The organism is Colwellia sp. BRX8-5, from assembly GCF_014077325.1.
GTDB lineage: Bacteria > Pseudomonadota > Gammaproteobacteria > Enterobacterales > Alteromonadaceae > Colwellia_A.
The window spans coordinates 125,112-141,890 of record NZ_JACGVR010000001.1 but is presented as its reverse complement, the minus strand read 5'-3'; the positions used below and the strand labels follow the sequence as shown (position 1 = coordinate 141,890).

13 protein-coding genes and 1 tRNA gene are annotated in these 16,779 nt (G+C 38.0%); 2 read left to right on the top strand and 12 right to left on the bottom strand.

The window, feature by feature from the left end:
• Positions 1 to 174 precede the first annotated feature (174 nt).
• Complete coding sequence (tal, locus tag H4J62_RS00570; RefSeq protein WP_182213480.1) at positions 175 to 1,128, top strand: transaldolase; 954 nt, start codon at positions 175 to 177, stop codon at positions 1,126 to 1,128.
• A 148-nt stretch (positions 1,129 to 1,276) separates the two neighbouring features.
• Positions 1,277 to 1,450, top strand: coding sequence for a DUF3545 family protein (locus H4J62_RS00565; protein WP_083277925.1), 174 nt, complete (start codon positions 1,277 to 1,279; stop codon positions 1,448 to 1,450).
• Between the two features lie 71 nt (positions 1,451 to 1,521).
• Here H4J62_RS00565 and H4J62_RS00560 read toward each other — a convergent pair whose 3' ends face one another.
• The 12 genes from H4J62_RS00560 to H4J62_RS00505 form a co-directional block, all read right to left on the bottom strand.
• Positions 1,522 to 4,638, bottom strand: coding sequence for an efflux RND transporter permease subunit (locus H4J62_RS00560; RefSeq protein WP_182213478.1), 3,117 nt, complete (start codon positions 4,636 to 4,638; stop codon positions 1,522 to 1,524).
• A complete protein-coding gene (locus tag H4J62_RS00555) occupies positions 4,635 to 5,927 on the bottom strand; it encodes an efflux RND transporter periplasmic adaptor subunit (protein ID WP_182213477.1) in 1,293 nt (430 codons plus the stop codon). The genes H4J62_RS00560 and H4J62_RS00555 overlap by 4 nt, the downstream gene beginning before the upstream one ends.
• Positions 5,928 to 5,929: 2 nt before the next feature.
• Positions 5,930 to 7,354, bottom strand: coding sequence for a TolC family protein (locus H4J62_RS00550; RefSeq protein WP_182213475.1), 1,425 nt, complete (start codon positions 7,352 to 7,354; stop codon positions 5,930 to 5,932).
• A 196-nt stretch (positions 7,355 to 7,550) separates the two neighbouring features.
• Positions 7,551 to 7,805 carry a cytochrome C oxidase subunit IV family protein gene (locus tag H4J62_RS00545; protein WP_182213473.1) on the bottom strand — a complete coding sequence of 85 codons (255 nt, stop codon included), beginning with the start codon at positions 7,803 to 7,805 and terminating at the stop codon, positions 7,551 to 7,553.
• A 9-nt stretch (positions 7,806 to 7,814) separates the two neighbouring features.
• The gene (locus tag H4J62_RS00540; RefSeq protein WP_259364626.1) at positions 7,815 to 8,435 is read right to left on the bottom strand and encodes a cytochrome c oxidase subunit 3 family protein; all 621 of its coding nucleotides are present in this window, start codon (positions 8,433 to 8,435) and stop codon (positions 7,815 to 7,817) included.
• A gap of 177 nt (positions 8,436 to 8,612) precedes the next feature.
• Positions 8,613 to 8,688, bottom strand: a tRNA-Phe gene (locus H4J62_RS00535).
• A gap of 185 nt (positions 8,689 to 8,873) precedes the next feature.
• Positions 8,874 to 10,139 (bottom strand): inorganic phosphate transporter, encoded by a 1,266-nt coding sequence (locus tag H4J62_RS00530; RefSeq protein ID WP_182213472.1) that lies wholly within the window; start codon positions 10,137 to 10,139, stop codon positions 8,874 to 8,876.
• A gap of 9 nt (positions 10,140 to 10,148) precedes the next feature.
• A complete protein-coding gene (locus H4J62_RS00525; RefSeq protein ID WP_146799161.1) occupies positions 10,149 to 10,829 on the bottom strand; it encodes a TIGR00153 family protein in 681 nt (226 codons plus the stop codon).
• 189 nt (positions 10,830 to 11,018) lie between these two features.
• A complete protein-coding gene (gene phoU, locus H4J62_RS00520; protein WP_182176185.1) occupies positions 11,019 to 11,720 on the bottom strand; it encodes a phosphate signaling complex protein PhoU in 702 nt (233 codons plus the stop codon).
• A 49-nt stretch (positions 11,721 to 11,769) separates the two neighbouring features.
• On the bottom strand, positions 11,770 to 12,591 hold the full coding sequence (gene pstB, locus H4J62_RS00515) for a phosphate ABC transporter ATP-binding protein PstB (RefSeq protein WP_070374673.1): 822 nt from the start codon (positions 12,589 to 12,591) through the stop codon (positions 11,770 to 11,772).
• 120 nt (positions 12,592 to 12,711) lie between these two features.
• Complete coding sequence (pstA, locus tag H4J62_RS00510) at positions 12,712 to 14,349, bottom strand: phosphate ABC transporter permease PstA (RefSeq protein WP_182213470.1); 1,638 nt, start codon at positions 14,347 to 14,349, stop codon at positions 12,712 to 12,714.
• Positions 14,350 to 14,365: 16 nt separating this feature from the next.
• A complete protein-coding gene (locus tag H4J62_RS00505) occupies positions 14,366 to 16,609 on the bottom strand; it encodes an ABC transporter permease subunit (protein WP_310733496.1) in 2,244 nt (747 codons plus the stop codon).
• Positions 16,610 to 16,779 lie beyond the last annotated feature (170 nt).

Below are 16,779 nucleotides of genomic sequence, written 5' to 3'. Positions count from 1 at the left end.
ATGATAAGCCAATTACCGTCATAGTTAAAAAAATGTCGAACATACTTGCTATATATTGAAAATTTGTTACAAATATAGTCATATTAGGCATTACATCAAAGGTTTATCACTTTTTCAGCCATTTATGTTGTAATAATTCTCCAATTTTAAGTTTTTCGTAAAAAGGTAAAGGACATGACTAACCAGCTTTCTCAATTAAAAAAAATGACTACTGTAGTTGCTGACACCGGCGATATTGAAGCAATCGCAAATTTTCAACCACAAGATGCAACCACAAACCCATCGCTATTATTAAAAGCAGCATCACTTAAAGGTTATCAACATTTACTTACCGAAGCGGTAACATGGGCAAAAGCACAGTCATCAAATACAGAACAACAAGTTATTGATGCCGCTGATAAACTATCAGTATTAATTGGCTTAGAAATTTTAAAAACTGTACCAGGTCGTATTTCAACAGAAGTAGATTCACGTTTATCTTTTGATACTCAAGCTTCAATTGCCAAAGCGCATAAGCTTATGGCGATGTATAAAGAAGCAGGTATTAATAACGATCGTATCCTTATTAAACTGGCATCAACTTGGGAAGGTATTAAAGCGGCAGAGCAACTAGAAAAGGTTGGTATTAACTGTAACCTAACTTTATTGTTTAGTTTTGCTCAAGCACAAGCTTGTGCCGAGTCAGGGGTTTACTTAATCTCGCCTTTTGTTGGCCGGATCTTAGATTGGTACAAAAAGGATAGCGGCAAAAGTGAATACGCAGCGGATGAAGACCCTGGTGTGATTTCGGTAACTAGCATTTATAACTATTACAAAGGTAAAGGTTATAAAACGGTGGTGATGGGAGCAAGTTTTAGAAACATAGATGAGATACGTCAACTTGCCGGATGTGATCGTTTAACGATAAGTCCAAACCTATTAGACGAACTATCAAAGTGTAATGACCCGCTTGAGCAAAAATTATTTAGTGAGCAACCCAAATTAGCCGTTCAAGAAAAATTATCAGAAAGTAGCTATCGTTGGGCAATGAATGAAGATGCTATGGCCACAGAAAAACTTGCTGAAGGGATCAGAAATTTTACCCTTGACCAGATAAAATTAGAAAAACAGCTTGCTGAGTTACTTTAATAGCTATTTTTCATACGGTTAGTTTAAAATAAAGCCTAAAAAGAGTTACTTTATCACCAAGTATTATCGGAGTTTATTGCTTTAATTATTTGCTTATCATCTTGAATGTGTTATTAAAAAGGTGCTGTTAAATAAAAAGGAGTGTTCTATGGATAAACTTGAACAAGTAATGGGCTCGTTTGGTAAAAGACCTAAGTCCTCAGAAAGCACTAATAAGAAAAGAAAATGGCGTGAAATAGAACTTATAAAAGAAAGATTCCAATTAGAAAAAGAGCTAAAAGCATATGAAGACTCGTTAGAATTTATGCTGGAAGATTTCTAGTTTTATTTCAAATGAAAAAACCCAGTTTTTAACTGGGTTTTTTATTGCTTGAAATACCATAAATGTAAAAGCTAAACTTGCTCTAGAACATACCCCGTAGGCTTAACACCAAAAAACGCCTTTATCTGTTCAACAAGCAAGTAGTTAACCGGCACTAAAATCAAGGTAATAAATGTCGCGAACAATATACCAAAACCAAGAGAAACAGCCATTGGAATAAGGAATTGTGCTTGAGTTGATTGCTCAAAAAGTAACGGCATTAAACCAATAAAGGTGGTTAAGCTAGTTAACATCACAGGACGAAAACGTGAAGCGCCCGCGGTAAGTACTGCTTCCATAAGCTTAATACCTTCGGCTCGTTTTTTATTGATAAAATCAACTAATACCAAGGAGTCATTCACCACCACACCAATTAATGCCAGCATGCCCAATAAGCTCATAATCGTTAATTCCATGCCCATGATCCAGTGACCTATAACGGCACCTATCATACCAAAAGGAATAACGCTCATTACAATAATAGGTTGTAGATAAGACTTAAATGGAATGGCCAGCAAAGCATAAATAATAAAGAAAACAAAAACTAATGCCCAAGCTAACGATCCAAATGATTCACGTTGCTCTTTAGCTTCACCTTCGAGCGAATGACTGACACCAGGATATTGTAAAAGAAGCTCATCCAAGTAAGTTTTTAAATCGGCCTGTAATATTGTCATATTGGTGTTTTCTTTATCGACATCAGCGCTGACATTTGCCGTTCTATAACGATCGATTCTAGAGATGGTTGATGGACTTTTCCCTGGAATTAAGCGAGCAACATGCGCCAAAGGCACTGAACCACCATTGGGAGTTCCAATAAGAATATTTTCTAAATCAGCAGTCGTGCGACGCTCACTCAAAGGTAAACGAACCATTACCCGGACATCGTCTCTACCCCTTTGAATACGCTGAACTTGTGAGCCAAAGAACGAGCGGCGTACTTCATTTGATATACTTACTCTGGTTAACCCTAGCGCTTTGCCTTGCTCAGTTAATTCGATTTGTAGCTCTTCTTTTCCGTCAGACAAACTATCTTCTATGTCAAAAACAGTGGGGTAAGTGGCTAAGCGTATCTTTACCTTATCGGTAATTTCTTTAAGCGAGTCCAAAGAGCTTGCTTTTAGCTGTACTTGAATAGGGTCTGATGACCGACCTATTTCGGCTCTAAAGGTCATACTTTCAGCGCCAGGAATTGGCCCAATAAGCTCCCGCCATTCTCGAACTAACTGTGTTGAACCAATTGATAAGCTTCTAGACTCTGGCGGCGTTATTTCAAAACGAACACTGCCTTGATTGGTTGTGCCACCTCTGCCACCCGTTGTCGCCAAAATATTAATAATGATACTTTCATTCGTCGCCTCATCAATATATTTCTCACGTAACTCTTCCGCTTTCTCTGTCATTTTTAAGATATGTTTATTCGTTACCTCAAATGGTGAGCCTGCTGGTAAGGTTAATGAAGCTCTTACCGTCTCACTGGGTATTCTTGGAAAGAAGATAAATTTAGTCCAGCCACTCATGACCAAGGTAATGATAATTAAGAAAACACCAACAAAACCAAAAAATGTCGCTGTTTTAAAATTAATGGCTTTTTTTAATAAAGGCTGATAATAACGTAAAATTGTGTTTTCAAAGCCATCCGCAAAGCGTTGTTGTAATTGGCTAAATTTAGATGTTTTTGTTTTTTGACTACGGAGTTTTAAATGCTTTAAATGTGACGGTAAAACAAACTTTGACTCGATTAGAGAAAACAATAAAACAGGAATAACAATAACCGGAATTTGTGCGAACAATGCCCCTCGCGCACCTTCAATAAATGCCAGAGGTAAAAAAGCGGCAATAGTGGTTAATACACCAAAAGTGACTGGTGTAGCCACTTCTTCAGTACCTCTTATGGCTGCCTCTTCCCCTGACTTAGCTGTTTTTAAATGGGTATAAATATTTTCTCCGGTGACAATGGCGTCATCCACGACAATACCGAGTACTAGAATAAAGCCAAATAGGCTCATAACATTAAGGGTAATGCCAAAAAAAGGCATTGCTATAAAAGCCCCCATAAATGAAATAGGAATGCCAATAAAAACCCAGAAGGCGATCGACGGGCGTAAAAATAAGCTCAGTAGTGCTAAGACTAAAATACCACCTTGCAACGCACTTGTTGTTAACGTTGCAATACGATTTTTTACAATTTGAGAGTCGTCATCCCAATAACTTAACTCAACACCTACCGGCACATTTCCTTGTTGTTCATCAATATAGTTTTTTACTGCATCGGCAACGTCAATGGCACTTTGTGGACCAATACGATAGATGTCGATAAAGGCGGCTTGCTTACCGTTAAAGCGGGTTCTTACCGGTGTTTCTTCAAAAGCATCGGTGATCAACGCAATATCAGACAAACGTAAAATAGAACCATCAGTGTGAGTCTTTATCGCGATGTCAGAAAACTCATTTTTACGATAAGCTTGCCCCTTTGACAATAATAAAACATCCCCTCCTTCGGTTCTTAGATTGCCCGCAGAAACATCGGTACTAGAATTATTTATCGCGGCTGACACTTGGGAGATAGTTAAGTTATATTGTTGTAATTTATCTTGAGGTATTTCAATAGAAACTTCGTAGTTACGAACACCACTAAGCTCTGCCTGAGTAATTTCAGATATTTTTAACAACTCATCGCGTACTTTCTCTGCATACTCGCGCGTTTCTTTTTCACCATAAATACTGGCGACACTAACCGAGATAACTTCTCTTTTTCGAGTCGCTAACGACACTACAGGTTTTTCAGCATCTGATGGAAAAGTATTGATAGAGTCGACACGACTTTTAATATCAGCCAAAACTTCTCGTGCATCGTAGCCACTTTCAACTTCGATATTAACCGCTGAAGAGCCTTCAGATGAACGACTAGCAATTTGCTTAATACCTTCTAGGTCTTGTATCGCCTCTTCTATGCGAATAGAAATACTTTTTTCAACATCTTCTGGCGTAGCACCACGTAACGAGACATTCACATTGATACGATCAGAGGCAAATGAGGGGAAAACCTCAACCGGTATCCGCACAGATAGACTAAATAGACCTAAAATTAAAATAGTAATTAATAACAGATTCGCAGCTACGTGATTTCGAGCAAACCAGGCGATCATTGTGCTTCACCCTTTGATCTTTTAGTGCCTTCAAGTTTTGCCTTATTTTGACGAGCTTTTGGGTTATTTTGTCTTGCTTTACTCGGGATATTTCCTTCAATGGCTACGGGAGTTCCAGAGCTCACTTGTCCTAAAGAAGTTAGCACAAGTTCATCACCGGCAACGAGCCCAGACTCAACAATTGACTCTTTACCGTTTTGCCACCCTAGTAAAACCTCTTTACGAATTAACAAGCCATTTTCGACTGTGTAAACATAGCTTCCCTGATAAATAACATTGCTGGGAATAACCAAAACATTGCTTAGTTCTTTCCCTGTTATCTGGGCAGTAACATATTGACCTATTTTTATCGGTGATCCCAAAGAGGTTGTTGCATCATAGGGGCGATTAATTTGTGCTACAACATAGAGCTGCTGAGACTGTTCATCGATAGCACTTTCGGTGCGAATTATTTTTCCATTCCATGATTGATGGCCAATTAAATCAGAGCTTATTTTTACATCGTCCTTATTACCCTGTTCACCAATATCTCGATATACTTCAGGTAAGTTAATCAAGGAAAGATCTTTATTATTAATCGGTAAGCGAATTTCTACATAATCAACAGCAAAAATGGTGGCAAGTTGACTGTTACTGGTAACAACTTGACCAATATCAACTTGTTTTTTCAAAATGCGTCCCGCATAAGGTGCCACTATTTGGGTGCGTTCTAACGATAGCTTAGCTTTATCTAATTGTGCTTGTGCAGAAAGTACTTTTGCTTTTGCTGACTCAAGTTGCGGCTGACGTAACACTAAAACACCGGCTACTTTACCATTTCCCAACCGCTGCCAGTCAGCTTCTGCTTGTTGAACTCTTGCTTGTTCTTCAAGTAATACTTGGTTGGCAGATAAAAGGTTTGCTTGTGATACTTTTACTTCTGACCGGTAATCTCGATCATCAAGTTGTACTAAAACATCACCTTTTTCAAAAAAACCTCCGTCACGAAATTGACCACTAACTTGAGTGATTTGGCCAGCAACCTGCGCAAAAAGTATGCTTTGTGTACGAGGTTTTACCGTACCAAAACTTTCCACCATAACTTGATAACGTTGCGGCGCTAAAATCTTTGTTGCTACTGTCATCTGGGGCGCTTTTGAGGGTTTAGCCCTTTTCGATTGTGGCGGGTTACTATAAATCAAAGCGACTAATGATAATGTAACGCCAATAATAACAGCTAGGATGATCAATTTTTTTAGCGTGCTTGGTTTTTGTGTTATTTCTGTATGTAAACTTGGTTGTGAAGACATTATTATTCAGCCTTTGGATTAATAGTTGTGGCAGTTTTCTCAGGCACAGTAAAGTCGCCACCGAGTGCTAAATGTAGTTGTATGCGATTGGCAATCAAGCGATTTTTAAGCTTTATCAAGGTACTTTGTGCATCAAACGATCGTGATTGAGCATCAAGCACCGTAGTATAATTAACCAAACCACTTTGATATTGTTCAAAAGAAAGTGTCGCGGCAACTTTGGCATTTTCTTGTGCAGCTAACATACTTTTATAGCTATTTTTTAAACTTTTTTCTTGGGTCACCGCATTCTCAACCTCAGTAAATGCATTATATAAGTGCTCAAGATATTGCTGTTCGTTTTGTTTCAATGCTAACCGCGCTTGTTCTTCATTAGCAGCCAAACGACCAGCATTGAATAGTGGTGCAGAAATATTTCCAAACAATGACCATGCTAATGATGATCCTGATAGCAAGTCATCTATATCAATACCGCTGTCTCCTACCGACGCTGTTAAACTTAGGCTTGGAAAACGTTGTTTGTGTGCATAAGCGAGGCCAGCATCTTTAGCAAGTAGTAAATACCAACTAGACTTTAACTCAGGTTTTCTGCTAATAAGCTCCGATGGCAATCCTAAGGGAATATCAGAGGTTAGTAGCGGTAAATCAGCATCAACTAACAATGTTCCTGTGGGATACTCACCAACTAAACGTTCCAACTGTCTAATTAATTGAGTTTTTACTGTTTTTTGTTCCCAAACACGAGTTAACTCATTGTTTAGCTCATTACGTGTTAGGTAAACATCAAGTGCTTCACTTAAGCCACTGTTATAGCCTGATTCAATAATGTCTAAATTTTGTTGGGAGTTTTTTACACGAGCTTGATAAAGTGACAGTAGCTTTTCTGCCTCAACAACCGCGAACCACGTAGTGACAACATCAACCACTAATTGCTGTTTACTTTGCTCAAAATTCGACTGTTCAGCCATAAACGTTAAGTTAGCTTGTTGGTCAGCTGAAGATAGTTTCCCCCATAAATCAAGTTCATAAGTTAAATTCAAATTAACTGAACTTGAATTAGTGTAAGTATCAGAGTCATTGTATTTATTTCGACCCGAACGCAAAGACAAGTCAAGCGATGGCCAAAGTGTACTGCCAGAAATGATCAGTTGTTGCTTTTGAATTTCAACATTATACGCTTGAATTTTTAATTGGTGATTTGATGCTAGTGCTGTTCTCACTAATTGTTGAACTTGAGGACTATCAAGCTGTTCTAGCCAGTTATTTTCAACTTGCAAATTCTGTTCACTTTGTTGCCAAGTCGCAGGTAAGTTAATATTTCTAATATTTTTATCAAGCTCAGATGTACTCGAGCAAGCCAACAACAGGGTTGTTGCTAGGACAGTCATAACACTGTGTTTGATCTGTATTCGAAAACGGTTTTCCATAAAAGATGAAACCACTTATAGTATTTTTAATGCTTTAATTGTAATCAGTATTAATCAAAAGCTGTAATGACTTTACAAAAGTTTACTTTCAAAAAATTTATTGCGATGAATAACCTGAATAAAACGGTGAGTGGTATTAGTTTTCAATTTGGATGATTAAACCCATAACTAAGTAAACGTCAATAAGACGCTTAGCTCAGTAAAAAACAGTTAATATGATTAACGAAGGGAATATTACAAAGTAAGTTTTCATCATTAGTCTCAAATACCTATGTGCCCCCTTAAGTTCCATGAAGTGATCAATAACGACAATACCTTTGCACATTATTGTTATTGCAACTAAAACACTAACAACTGTCGTTGACTGAAAGTTTTCACCTAAAAAAGTGTTCAACAAAGTAATTAAAATTAATACCACTAAGTAGTATTCTAATTTTCCAATACCTTTCATATTTCAACGCTACCTTAATACATATAATAATGGAAAAATCAGGATCCACATTAAGTCAATCATATGCCAATACACAGCTAGTGCCTCTAAACCTGTGTGACTTTTTGCTGAATATGCCCCTTTTCTTAGCCTGAAGATCACCCATAATATGGCACATGAGGCCCAGCCAACATGTAAAAAATGATTAAACGTCATGTAGTAATAGACAGTGAAAAATTCATTGGTGTTAGTGCTATATCCTTGTAAGTCATTCCAGTGAAATTCCCAGGTTTTTAAGCATAAATAACTACAGCCACAAAGTAGAGCAAGCCATAAAAACCGTTCGCATTTCACTAAATTATTAACTCGGACACTAGCCATGGCCTTAGCCATAAAGTAACTGCTAGACAACAAAACAATAGTGTTCAATACACCTATAGTTGTATTTAAGCTTTGTGGGCCACGAGAAAATATCTCAGGATAATATACTTTAGCGATAAAATAGGCGACAAAAAAAATACCAAACTCTGTTAACTCAGATAATATTCCTACCCAAATAGGGATATTACCAGGTATTCGCCCTGCTCTTTTTTCACTCCATGAAGCAAAAAAAATGCCTAATGATTCATCCGCTTGTTTTGTACTCATCATCATTAAGTTCTAGAGATATCAAGGGCAATATTTATAACATAATGTCTATTAAGAAAGTTTGATATAAAACGGGAATTTAGTGAAGTGATACTCATTTAATTGAAAATAAATTTTTCTGTGTAAACAAAAAAAGCCCACAATTGCTTGTGGGCTTTTTCGTCTCAATAAAGAGAAATATGGTGCCTTGACCCGGAATCGAACCAGGGACACGAGGATTTTCAATCCTCTGCTCTACCGACTGAGCTATCAAGGCAGTTTGAAATTCTAAAGAACATCAAAGAGGCGTTATAATATAGGGTAATAGTGGTTCAGGCAAGCATTACCTAATCACTTTTTAATTATATAGTGGTTACCACTGAAAGTTTACAAATTCAGGAGTTTAAATAAAAAAAACCAACATCAATGTTGGTTTTTTAAAAGTAAATTTTCTAAGTGTGCCTAGGTGAAAATTGCCACCATTCCCCAGAAGAAAATGATAGATAAACCTGCACCAACCGGTAAGGTAACAACCCAAGAAACAACAATATTACGCACAACCGTTAAGTTAATTGCAGCAATACCACGAGCCATACCTACACCTAACACAGCGCCTACTAACGTTTGTGTGGTTGAGATAGGTAAACCTGTTCCTGAAGCGATAACAACTGTACATGCTGCTGCTAATTCAGCTGCAAAACCACGGCTTGGCGTTAAATGTGTAATGCCATTACCTATGGTTGCAATAACTCTGTGACCAAATAATGCAAGACCAGCAACAATACCAAAACCACCTAGTGGTAAAATCCACCATGCGATAGCTGATTTAGCTGCAATTTGACCGTCATTACCAACAATACTTACTACCGCAGCTAGTGGACCAATCGCATTAGCAACATCGTTTGAACCATGAGCAAATGCCATTGCACAGGCAGTAACGATCATTAATACCGCAAATACTTTTTCTACGTTGGCATAATGTGTTTTCTTCGCAGCACTTTCATCAAATTCTAAACGGTTTATGAATATTTTACCTATAATAGCGACAATAACTGCGGCAATAATTGCATATACATAACCCTCAACAGAGCCGATGTCTAAGCCTAAATGCTTCAAACCTTTCTTAATAGTGACTAAAGCAAGTACGAAGCCCGCTAAAAACATGTAAAAAGGTACCCAACGTTTAGCTTGAATTAATGGGTTATCCGTATCAAAAATTAATTTTTGTGCGCTGTTAAAAATAATAAATGCAATAATACCTGAGATAAGTGGCGTAATTATCCAGCTACCTACTATACCGATAACCTTAGCCCATTCAACAGCATCAACACTAACACCAACGGCAGCAAAACCAACAATGGCGCCAACAATTGAGTGTGTTGTAGATACTGGCCAACCTAAAATAGAAGCAATAAGTAACCAAGTAGCAGCAGCAAATAATGCTGAAATCATACCAAAAACAAGTAATTCCGGACTATCAACAAAGTAAGAAGCATCAATAATACCCTTACGAATAGTTGAAGTAACTTCACCACCCGCTAAATATGCACCAGCAAATTCAAAAATCATCGCGATGATAATAGCTTGTTTAATCGTTAGCGCTTTAGAGCCAACTGATGTACCCATTGCGTTAGCCACATCGTTTGCACCAATGCCCCACGCCATAAAGAAACCAACAACGCCGGCAATAATGACCAACATAGGGCCATGTGTTAATAATATATCCATGAATAAGCCTTATTTTCTAGCCAGTAAAATTTCTAAACGAGCACCAACACGTTCGGCTAAATCGGCTAAATCACCTATCCATTCAATAATTTGATATAAAAACATTACATCAATAGGATTTAAGTCATTCTCAATCGCCAATAAGTCGCTACGCAATTTAATTTGCATGCCGTCTGTATCATCTTCTATTTCATCTAATTGGTTAATCATCTTCTCAACCAATGCTACTTCTCGACCACGAAAACCTGTTTCTAATAAGTCGTCTAATTCATTAATCGCGTCAGCTGCTTTTTCTGCGGCTTCAATATTTCGAGCAACATACGCCACAAAAGAATCTTGTAGTGTTTCTGGTATTATCAGTTTGCGTCCTAAAATACGTCCGGCAATATCTTTTGCTTTATTAGCAATTTTGTCTTGTTGTGAAAGTAACTCTAACAAATCAGCACGATCAACAGGCATAAATAAGCCACCCGGAAGTTCAAGGCGTATTTCGCGTTTTAATTTGTCTGCGTCGCGTTCATATTTTGAGATTTTACTGCGAAGTTTCCCTGCTTTTGACCAATCTTGTTCAGCACAAGCAGCAAAGAAAGGAGTTAGTTGATTACAACACTTAGTGACCAATCGAATGTGTTTTTCTAATGGTTTAATAGGTGATTTTGCAAAGACACCTAGTATTGAATTTCTAGCCATAATTTATTCCCAGAGCCAAATTGCTCTTTGTTATTATTCGTCGCGGATATTAACCCATTTAACACGATCTTCAAGCGTTTTATCACGATCACCTGACAATTCCTGTGCTTTTAACTAGATATAGCTATGATTTGTCGAAACATAACAGGTATATAGAAAGTTATTTAAACGTAGCGGCTTTTTCCAAATTTACAAAGATTTAATATCTTCAGCTGTTGTGTGGCGAACATCTTTTCCTTTGACAAAATAGATAATGTATTCGCAAATATTTTGACAACGGTCACCAATACGTTCTAAAGCACGAGCTGACCAGATAACACTCATTATTTGTGGGATAGAACGCGGGTCTTCCATCATGTAAGTCATTAATTGGCGCATTAGCGCCTCGTATTCACGATCAATCTTCTCGTCATTGCCATGAGTTAAAACAGCTGAGTCGACATCCATACGTGTAAAAGCATCAAGAGTTGCTTGTAAAAATTCTAAAACCTTACGACCTAAATTATCTAAATTAAGTAATAGCGCTTTTTGCTCTCCAGAGAAGTTTTCGAGTGCTACCCGAGCAATTTTCTGTGCTTCGTCGCCGATACGCTCTAAATCAGCAATTGTTTTTACAATAGCCATAATTAAACGTAAATCGCCAGCAGCTGGCTGACGCTTAGCTATGATGCGTGTACATTCATCGTCAATACTGACTTCTAGGGCATTAATTTTATAATCGTTCGCTAAGACATTTTTTGCCAAGACTTCATCCGCATCATAAACAGCCGTGAGTGAATCGCTTAATTGTTTTTCAACCAGACCACCCATATGCATGACATGGTTGATGACATTTTCTAAATCTTCGTTAAACTGGCCTGATATATGACGACCAAGATTGATGTTATCCATTGTTTTTCCTTGTTATTCTATATTAAAAGTAGAATATTAATCGTCTCTATTAACCGTAACGGCCAGTAATATAATCTTCAGTTTTCTTTTTTGCCGGCGTGGTAAACAGCGTATTAGTATCGCTGTATTCAATTAAGTCACCCATGTACATAAATGCTGTTTGATCTGAAACACGTGCAGCTTGTTGCATATTATGGGTAACAATGACCACAGTAAACTGCTTTTTTAAGTCATTAATCAATTCTTCAATCGTCAATGTTGAAATAGGGTCAAGTGCCGAAGTAGGTTCATCAAGCAATAAAACTTCTGGCTTAATCGCAATGGCGCGAGCAATCACTAAACGTTGCTGTTGACCACCAGAAAGTCCCAGTGCACTATCGTGCAAACGGTCTTTTACTTCATTCCATAATGCCGCACTTCGCAGCGCAACTTCTGCGGCTTCATCCAATACACGGCGATTATTTTCGCCCATAATACGTAAACCATAGACAACATTTTCATAAATGCTTTTAGGGAATGGATTAGGTCGTTGAAAAACCATACCTACTTGACGACGCAGCGCTGCAACATCAACATGTTTTCCATAAATATTTTCGCCATGAAGATTAATTTCACCTTCAATCTTACATATATCAACCAAGTCGTTCATACGGTTAATACAACGTAACAACGTAGATTTACCACAACCACTAGGACCAATAAACGCGGTAACTTGTCCTTTAGGAATAGACATGCTGATATTTTGTAGTGCTTGTTTGTCACCATAGTATAGGTTTAAATTTTTAATTTCTAACGCCACTTGTTCTGGCGATAAGTTGTTAAGATCAAGTTTAACTTTTGGATCTAATGTTCTTGGGCTGACTGAAATCATAGTTTTCTCTTTCAATGCTTAAATTTTGTTCGTGACTGTTAAAACTTTTTTACTTTATATTTTGAGCCATTCTTATGTCAGTATATTTAACTAAAATAAGAATGGTATTCTTCAATAAAATTAATGCTCTAACATGCGATATTTTTCTCTTAAACGGTTACGTATGGTAACCGCTGTCATATTCAGTGAGACAATAATTGTCACCAATAAAAATGCGGTTGCAAAAACTAATGGTCTTGCCGCTTCAACATTAGGGCTTTGGAAGCCTACATCATAAATATGAAAACCTAAATGCATAAACTTACGGTCTAAATGTAAATATGGGAAGTTACCATCAAGCGGTAAATTTGGCGCCATTTTTACAACACCAACTAGCATCAGTGGTGCAACTTCACCGGCCGCACGAGCAATCGCTAAAATGATACCCGTCATAATTGCTGGACTAGCAATCGGTAGAATAATACGCCATAACGTTTCTGCTTTGGTTGCACCTAGCGCTAAAGACCCGTGACGCATAGCTGAAGGAATGCGTGATAGGCCTTCTTCGGTTGAAACAATAACAACCGGTAATGTTAGTATCGCTAGAGTAATAGCAGACCACATAACACCTGGCGTACCAAAAGTTGGACTAGGCAGTGTCTCGGCATAAAACAGTTGATCTAAACTACCACCCACCATGTAAACAAAGAAACCTAAACCGAACACCCCATAAACGATTGACGGTACACCTGCTAAGTTAATAACAGCGATACGAAGTAGTTTAGTCAGGGCATTTTTACCCGCATATTCATGTAAGTAAATAGCCGCTATAACGCCCATAGGAGAAACAATGACTGTCATCAGTAAAACCATTAAAACAGTACCAAATATTGCAGGAAAAACGCCACCTTCGGTATTTGCTTCTCGTGGGTCATCAATTAAGAAACTGCCTATTTGCTGAATAAATACCGCAGCTCGGCCAAAAACAGACAGTTTATTGTTATAAGTAACTTTGAGTATTTCTTCAAAATTTATCTCAATAACCTCACCGCCCATAGCGCGTACCACAAGTTGATCACGAGATACTTTGTCACGGATAGCCATTAACTGTTTTTCTAGTACTTGGTAATCAGCGTTATAACGAGCAACTTCTGCATCAATTTCTTGTTCGCGCTCAACGGTTAAGGTCTCATCAAGTTTATGTTTACGCTTTTTCAGTCGTAAGCGTTCTATTTGATAATTGATGGCGCCGATATCAACTTTTTGTAATTCGTCCATTTCGTCTTGAAAATTATCAACACGTTCCAGCAACTCAGCCATTTTGTCTAGGCCTTCAGGCTGACCATCTAAGATAATCCCTTCAATGAAGCCATAAAAATTACCATTGGTGCGACGTTCAATCACCACAACATCTTCAGGCATGGTGGTTTTGTTAATAAGCGGCATTAACAACCAGCGAAAATCTAGATTAACTAATTCACGGTTACCCGTTTTCACTAAAATTCGCTCAATGGTTTCTTTAGTAGGATCTAAACCTAAATTTAAATGCGATAACTGCTTGCTTGGCAGGCTTTCACGATCGTATATCTCACCAATAACGGTAACTGCTTGGCCTTTTTCATTAACCGTCTCAAATTGATAAATGTCTGCAGGCCAAAAGTAAGATAAACCACGTGAAGCAATTAACCACAATAAACCTAGAACTGAAATTAAACTGATACTTACTCCGCCAGCAGACAACCACACCCACGGAGAACCAGATTTAAACCAACTATTCATAAACTCAGTTCCTTAACTATAACGAGCTGTATTTTTCACGTAAGCGCTGACGTATCAGCTCAGCAAACGTGTTAAAAATAAAGGTGAAAACAAATAAAACAAAAGCAGCTAAAAATAGAATTCGATAATGCGAACTCCCTACCTCGGATTCTGGCATTTCTACAGCAATATTTGCTGCTAAGGTACGCATACCTTGGAAGATACTCCAATCTAAAATTGGAGTATTACCCGTCGCCATCAGCACTATCATGGTTTCGCCTACTGCACGGCCTAAGCCCATCATCACTGCAGAAAAAATACCTGGACTAGCGGTTAACAAAACAACTTTCGCAAGCGTTTGCCATTGTGTAGCCCCCAAAGCGAGTGAACCACTGGTTAAATGTTTAGGTACACTAAATATTGCATCTTCTGCCATAGAAAAAATGGTCGGTATAACGGCAAATCCCATCGCTAAACCAACCACTAATGAATTACGTTGGTCAAAGTCAATACCGAGGTCGTTAGTAATATACTGACGAACATCGCCACCAAAAAACAAGGTTTCAAAGAAAGGAGATAACAAAAATGCACTACCACCGGCAATTAACAAGACAGGAACAAGTATGATCGGCGCCCATGTTTCAGGAATAGTATTTTTCATATCTTTAGGCAGTTTATGCCAAGCAAATGCAGTTACAAAGACTGAAAGCGGTAACATAATTAATAGCATTGCGATTGCTGGCAAATAATTTTCGATTATTGGTGCTAACCATAAACCCGCCAAGAACCCTAAGATAACTGTTGGCAATGCTTCCATTAACTCAATTGTTGGCTTAACTTTTCGGCGCATACCAGGGGTCATAAAGTAAGCGGTATAAATCGCAGCACTTAACGCAATAGGCACAGCAAATAACATCGCGTACATGGCCGCTTTCATGGTACCAAATGAAATGGGTACTAAAGAAAACTTACCTTCGAAATCATCTGAACCGGAAGTTGACTGCCAAATATACTCGGGCTCTGGGTAACCTTCGTACCAAACTTCTTCCCACAAAGCACTCCAAGTAACTTCGGGGTGTTCATTTTCAACGCTGAATATTTTCAGCTGGTTTTCGTCAATCACGACTAAACCATCAGCGCGAGGAGAAATTGCAAATACGCTAGGTTCGGTAGTTGTTAGTTGACCACGCCATAAATCAGCTTCACTGGTGGTGTAGAAAACCCCCATATTTCCTGAGGTCGTTAAAGTATAGAAACTTTTACGAAATTGTTCGGTATGAATTTGAGTAACAGCTTCGGTATCACTAACGTTAAAGCTACGAACATTTTTAAATTGACGACCATCGTCAGTAGCCACTTCAAACCATTGTGTAACTTTACCCGCACTGCTACCTAATAAGATTGAGCTACTACCAGAAAGTAATGCCATTGCTGTAACATGATGGGGTTTGCTTCTGGTTTGTTCTAAAGAGGGAATAATTGTGGCTTTAAGTTCAACGTCATCTTCATCGGTAAGATCAAAAACAAAAACTTGATCATCACTACGAACAAAAGCTAAGCCCATATCAGGAGTCACTAGGATTTCGTTAACATGATCAGCAGGAAAATCAATTTCTTGATAAATAGTTTCGTAAGCGCTGTCGTAAGTAAAGTCATCTTCTGCAATTAAGCTGGTCTTAATTAAACGCTGGTCTTGCGTAAACGCAACAAAAACCGCTTTTTCATCATTCATACCAAATGAAAGTTCAGTAAGAACTTCGCCACTCTCGTCAACGGCTATCGACTCTTCTCCTAACGGATAGGCAACACTAGGAATAATTTCTCGTGTACCCGAATCAAAATTAGAAAAGAATTTAGCGGCAATAAGCTGCATGTTGCCGTCACTATCAATGAGTAGTTTCTTTTCTACACCAGAATTAACAACATTAATTAAGGTTTTATCATCACTCAATAAGTTTTCACTGAGTACTAACGTACCTTTTTCATGAGCAGCACTTTTGACGAGCTGATAAAAGTTAATATCACCTTGCTGAGTAATCTGAAAAGCGATTTCTTTTAGTTCATCAACACCCGCAGATAACGTGGGTGCCGTGGTACTGATTTCAAATTGACCAACAGGCTCTATTGTTGCCGACTCAAAAATAGGTTTTATCACATAGAGTAAATATAAAAAGATCAGCACCAGTGTAAACAAAACACTTATACCGCCTACCGTTATTAACCATTGTGCTAATGTATTTTTCAACTGACGTGGGCCAGTCGATTTTAATGCAATTGCCACTTAAACACCTTCAATTATGGAGACTTTAGTACGATATGAATTATAAGACAGTTGTATGACACTTTTGTGACAGCCAACAATTAGTTTTATATAAATCACTAAAGAGGTAGTTTTGACTAAAAGATTATTGTTAATTAACAAAGTTTTGTTTATCGTGATGAGCAAACAAA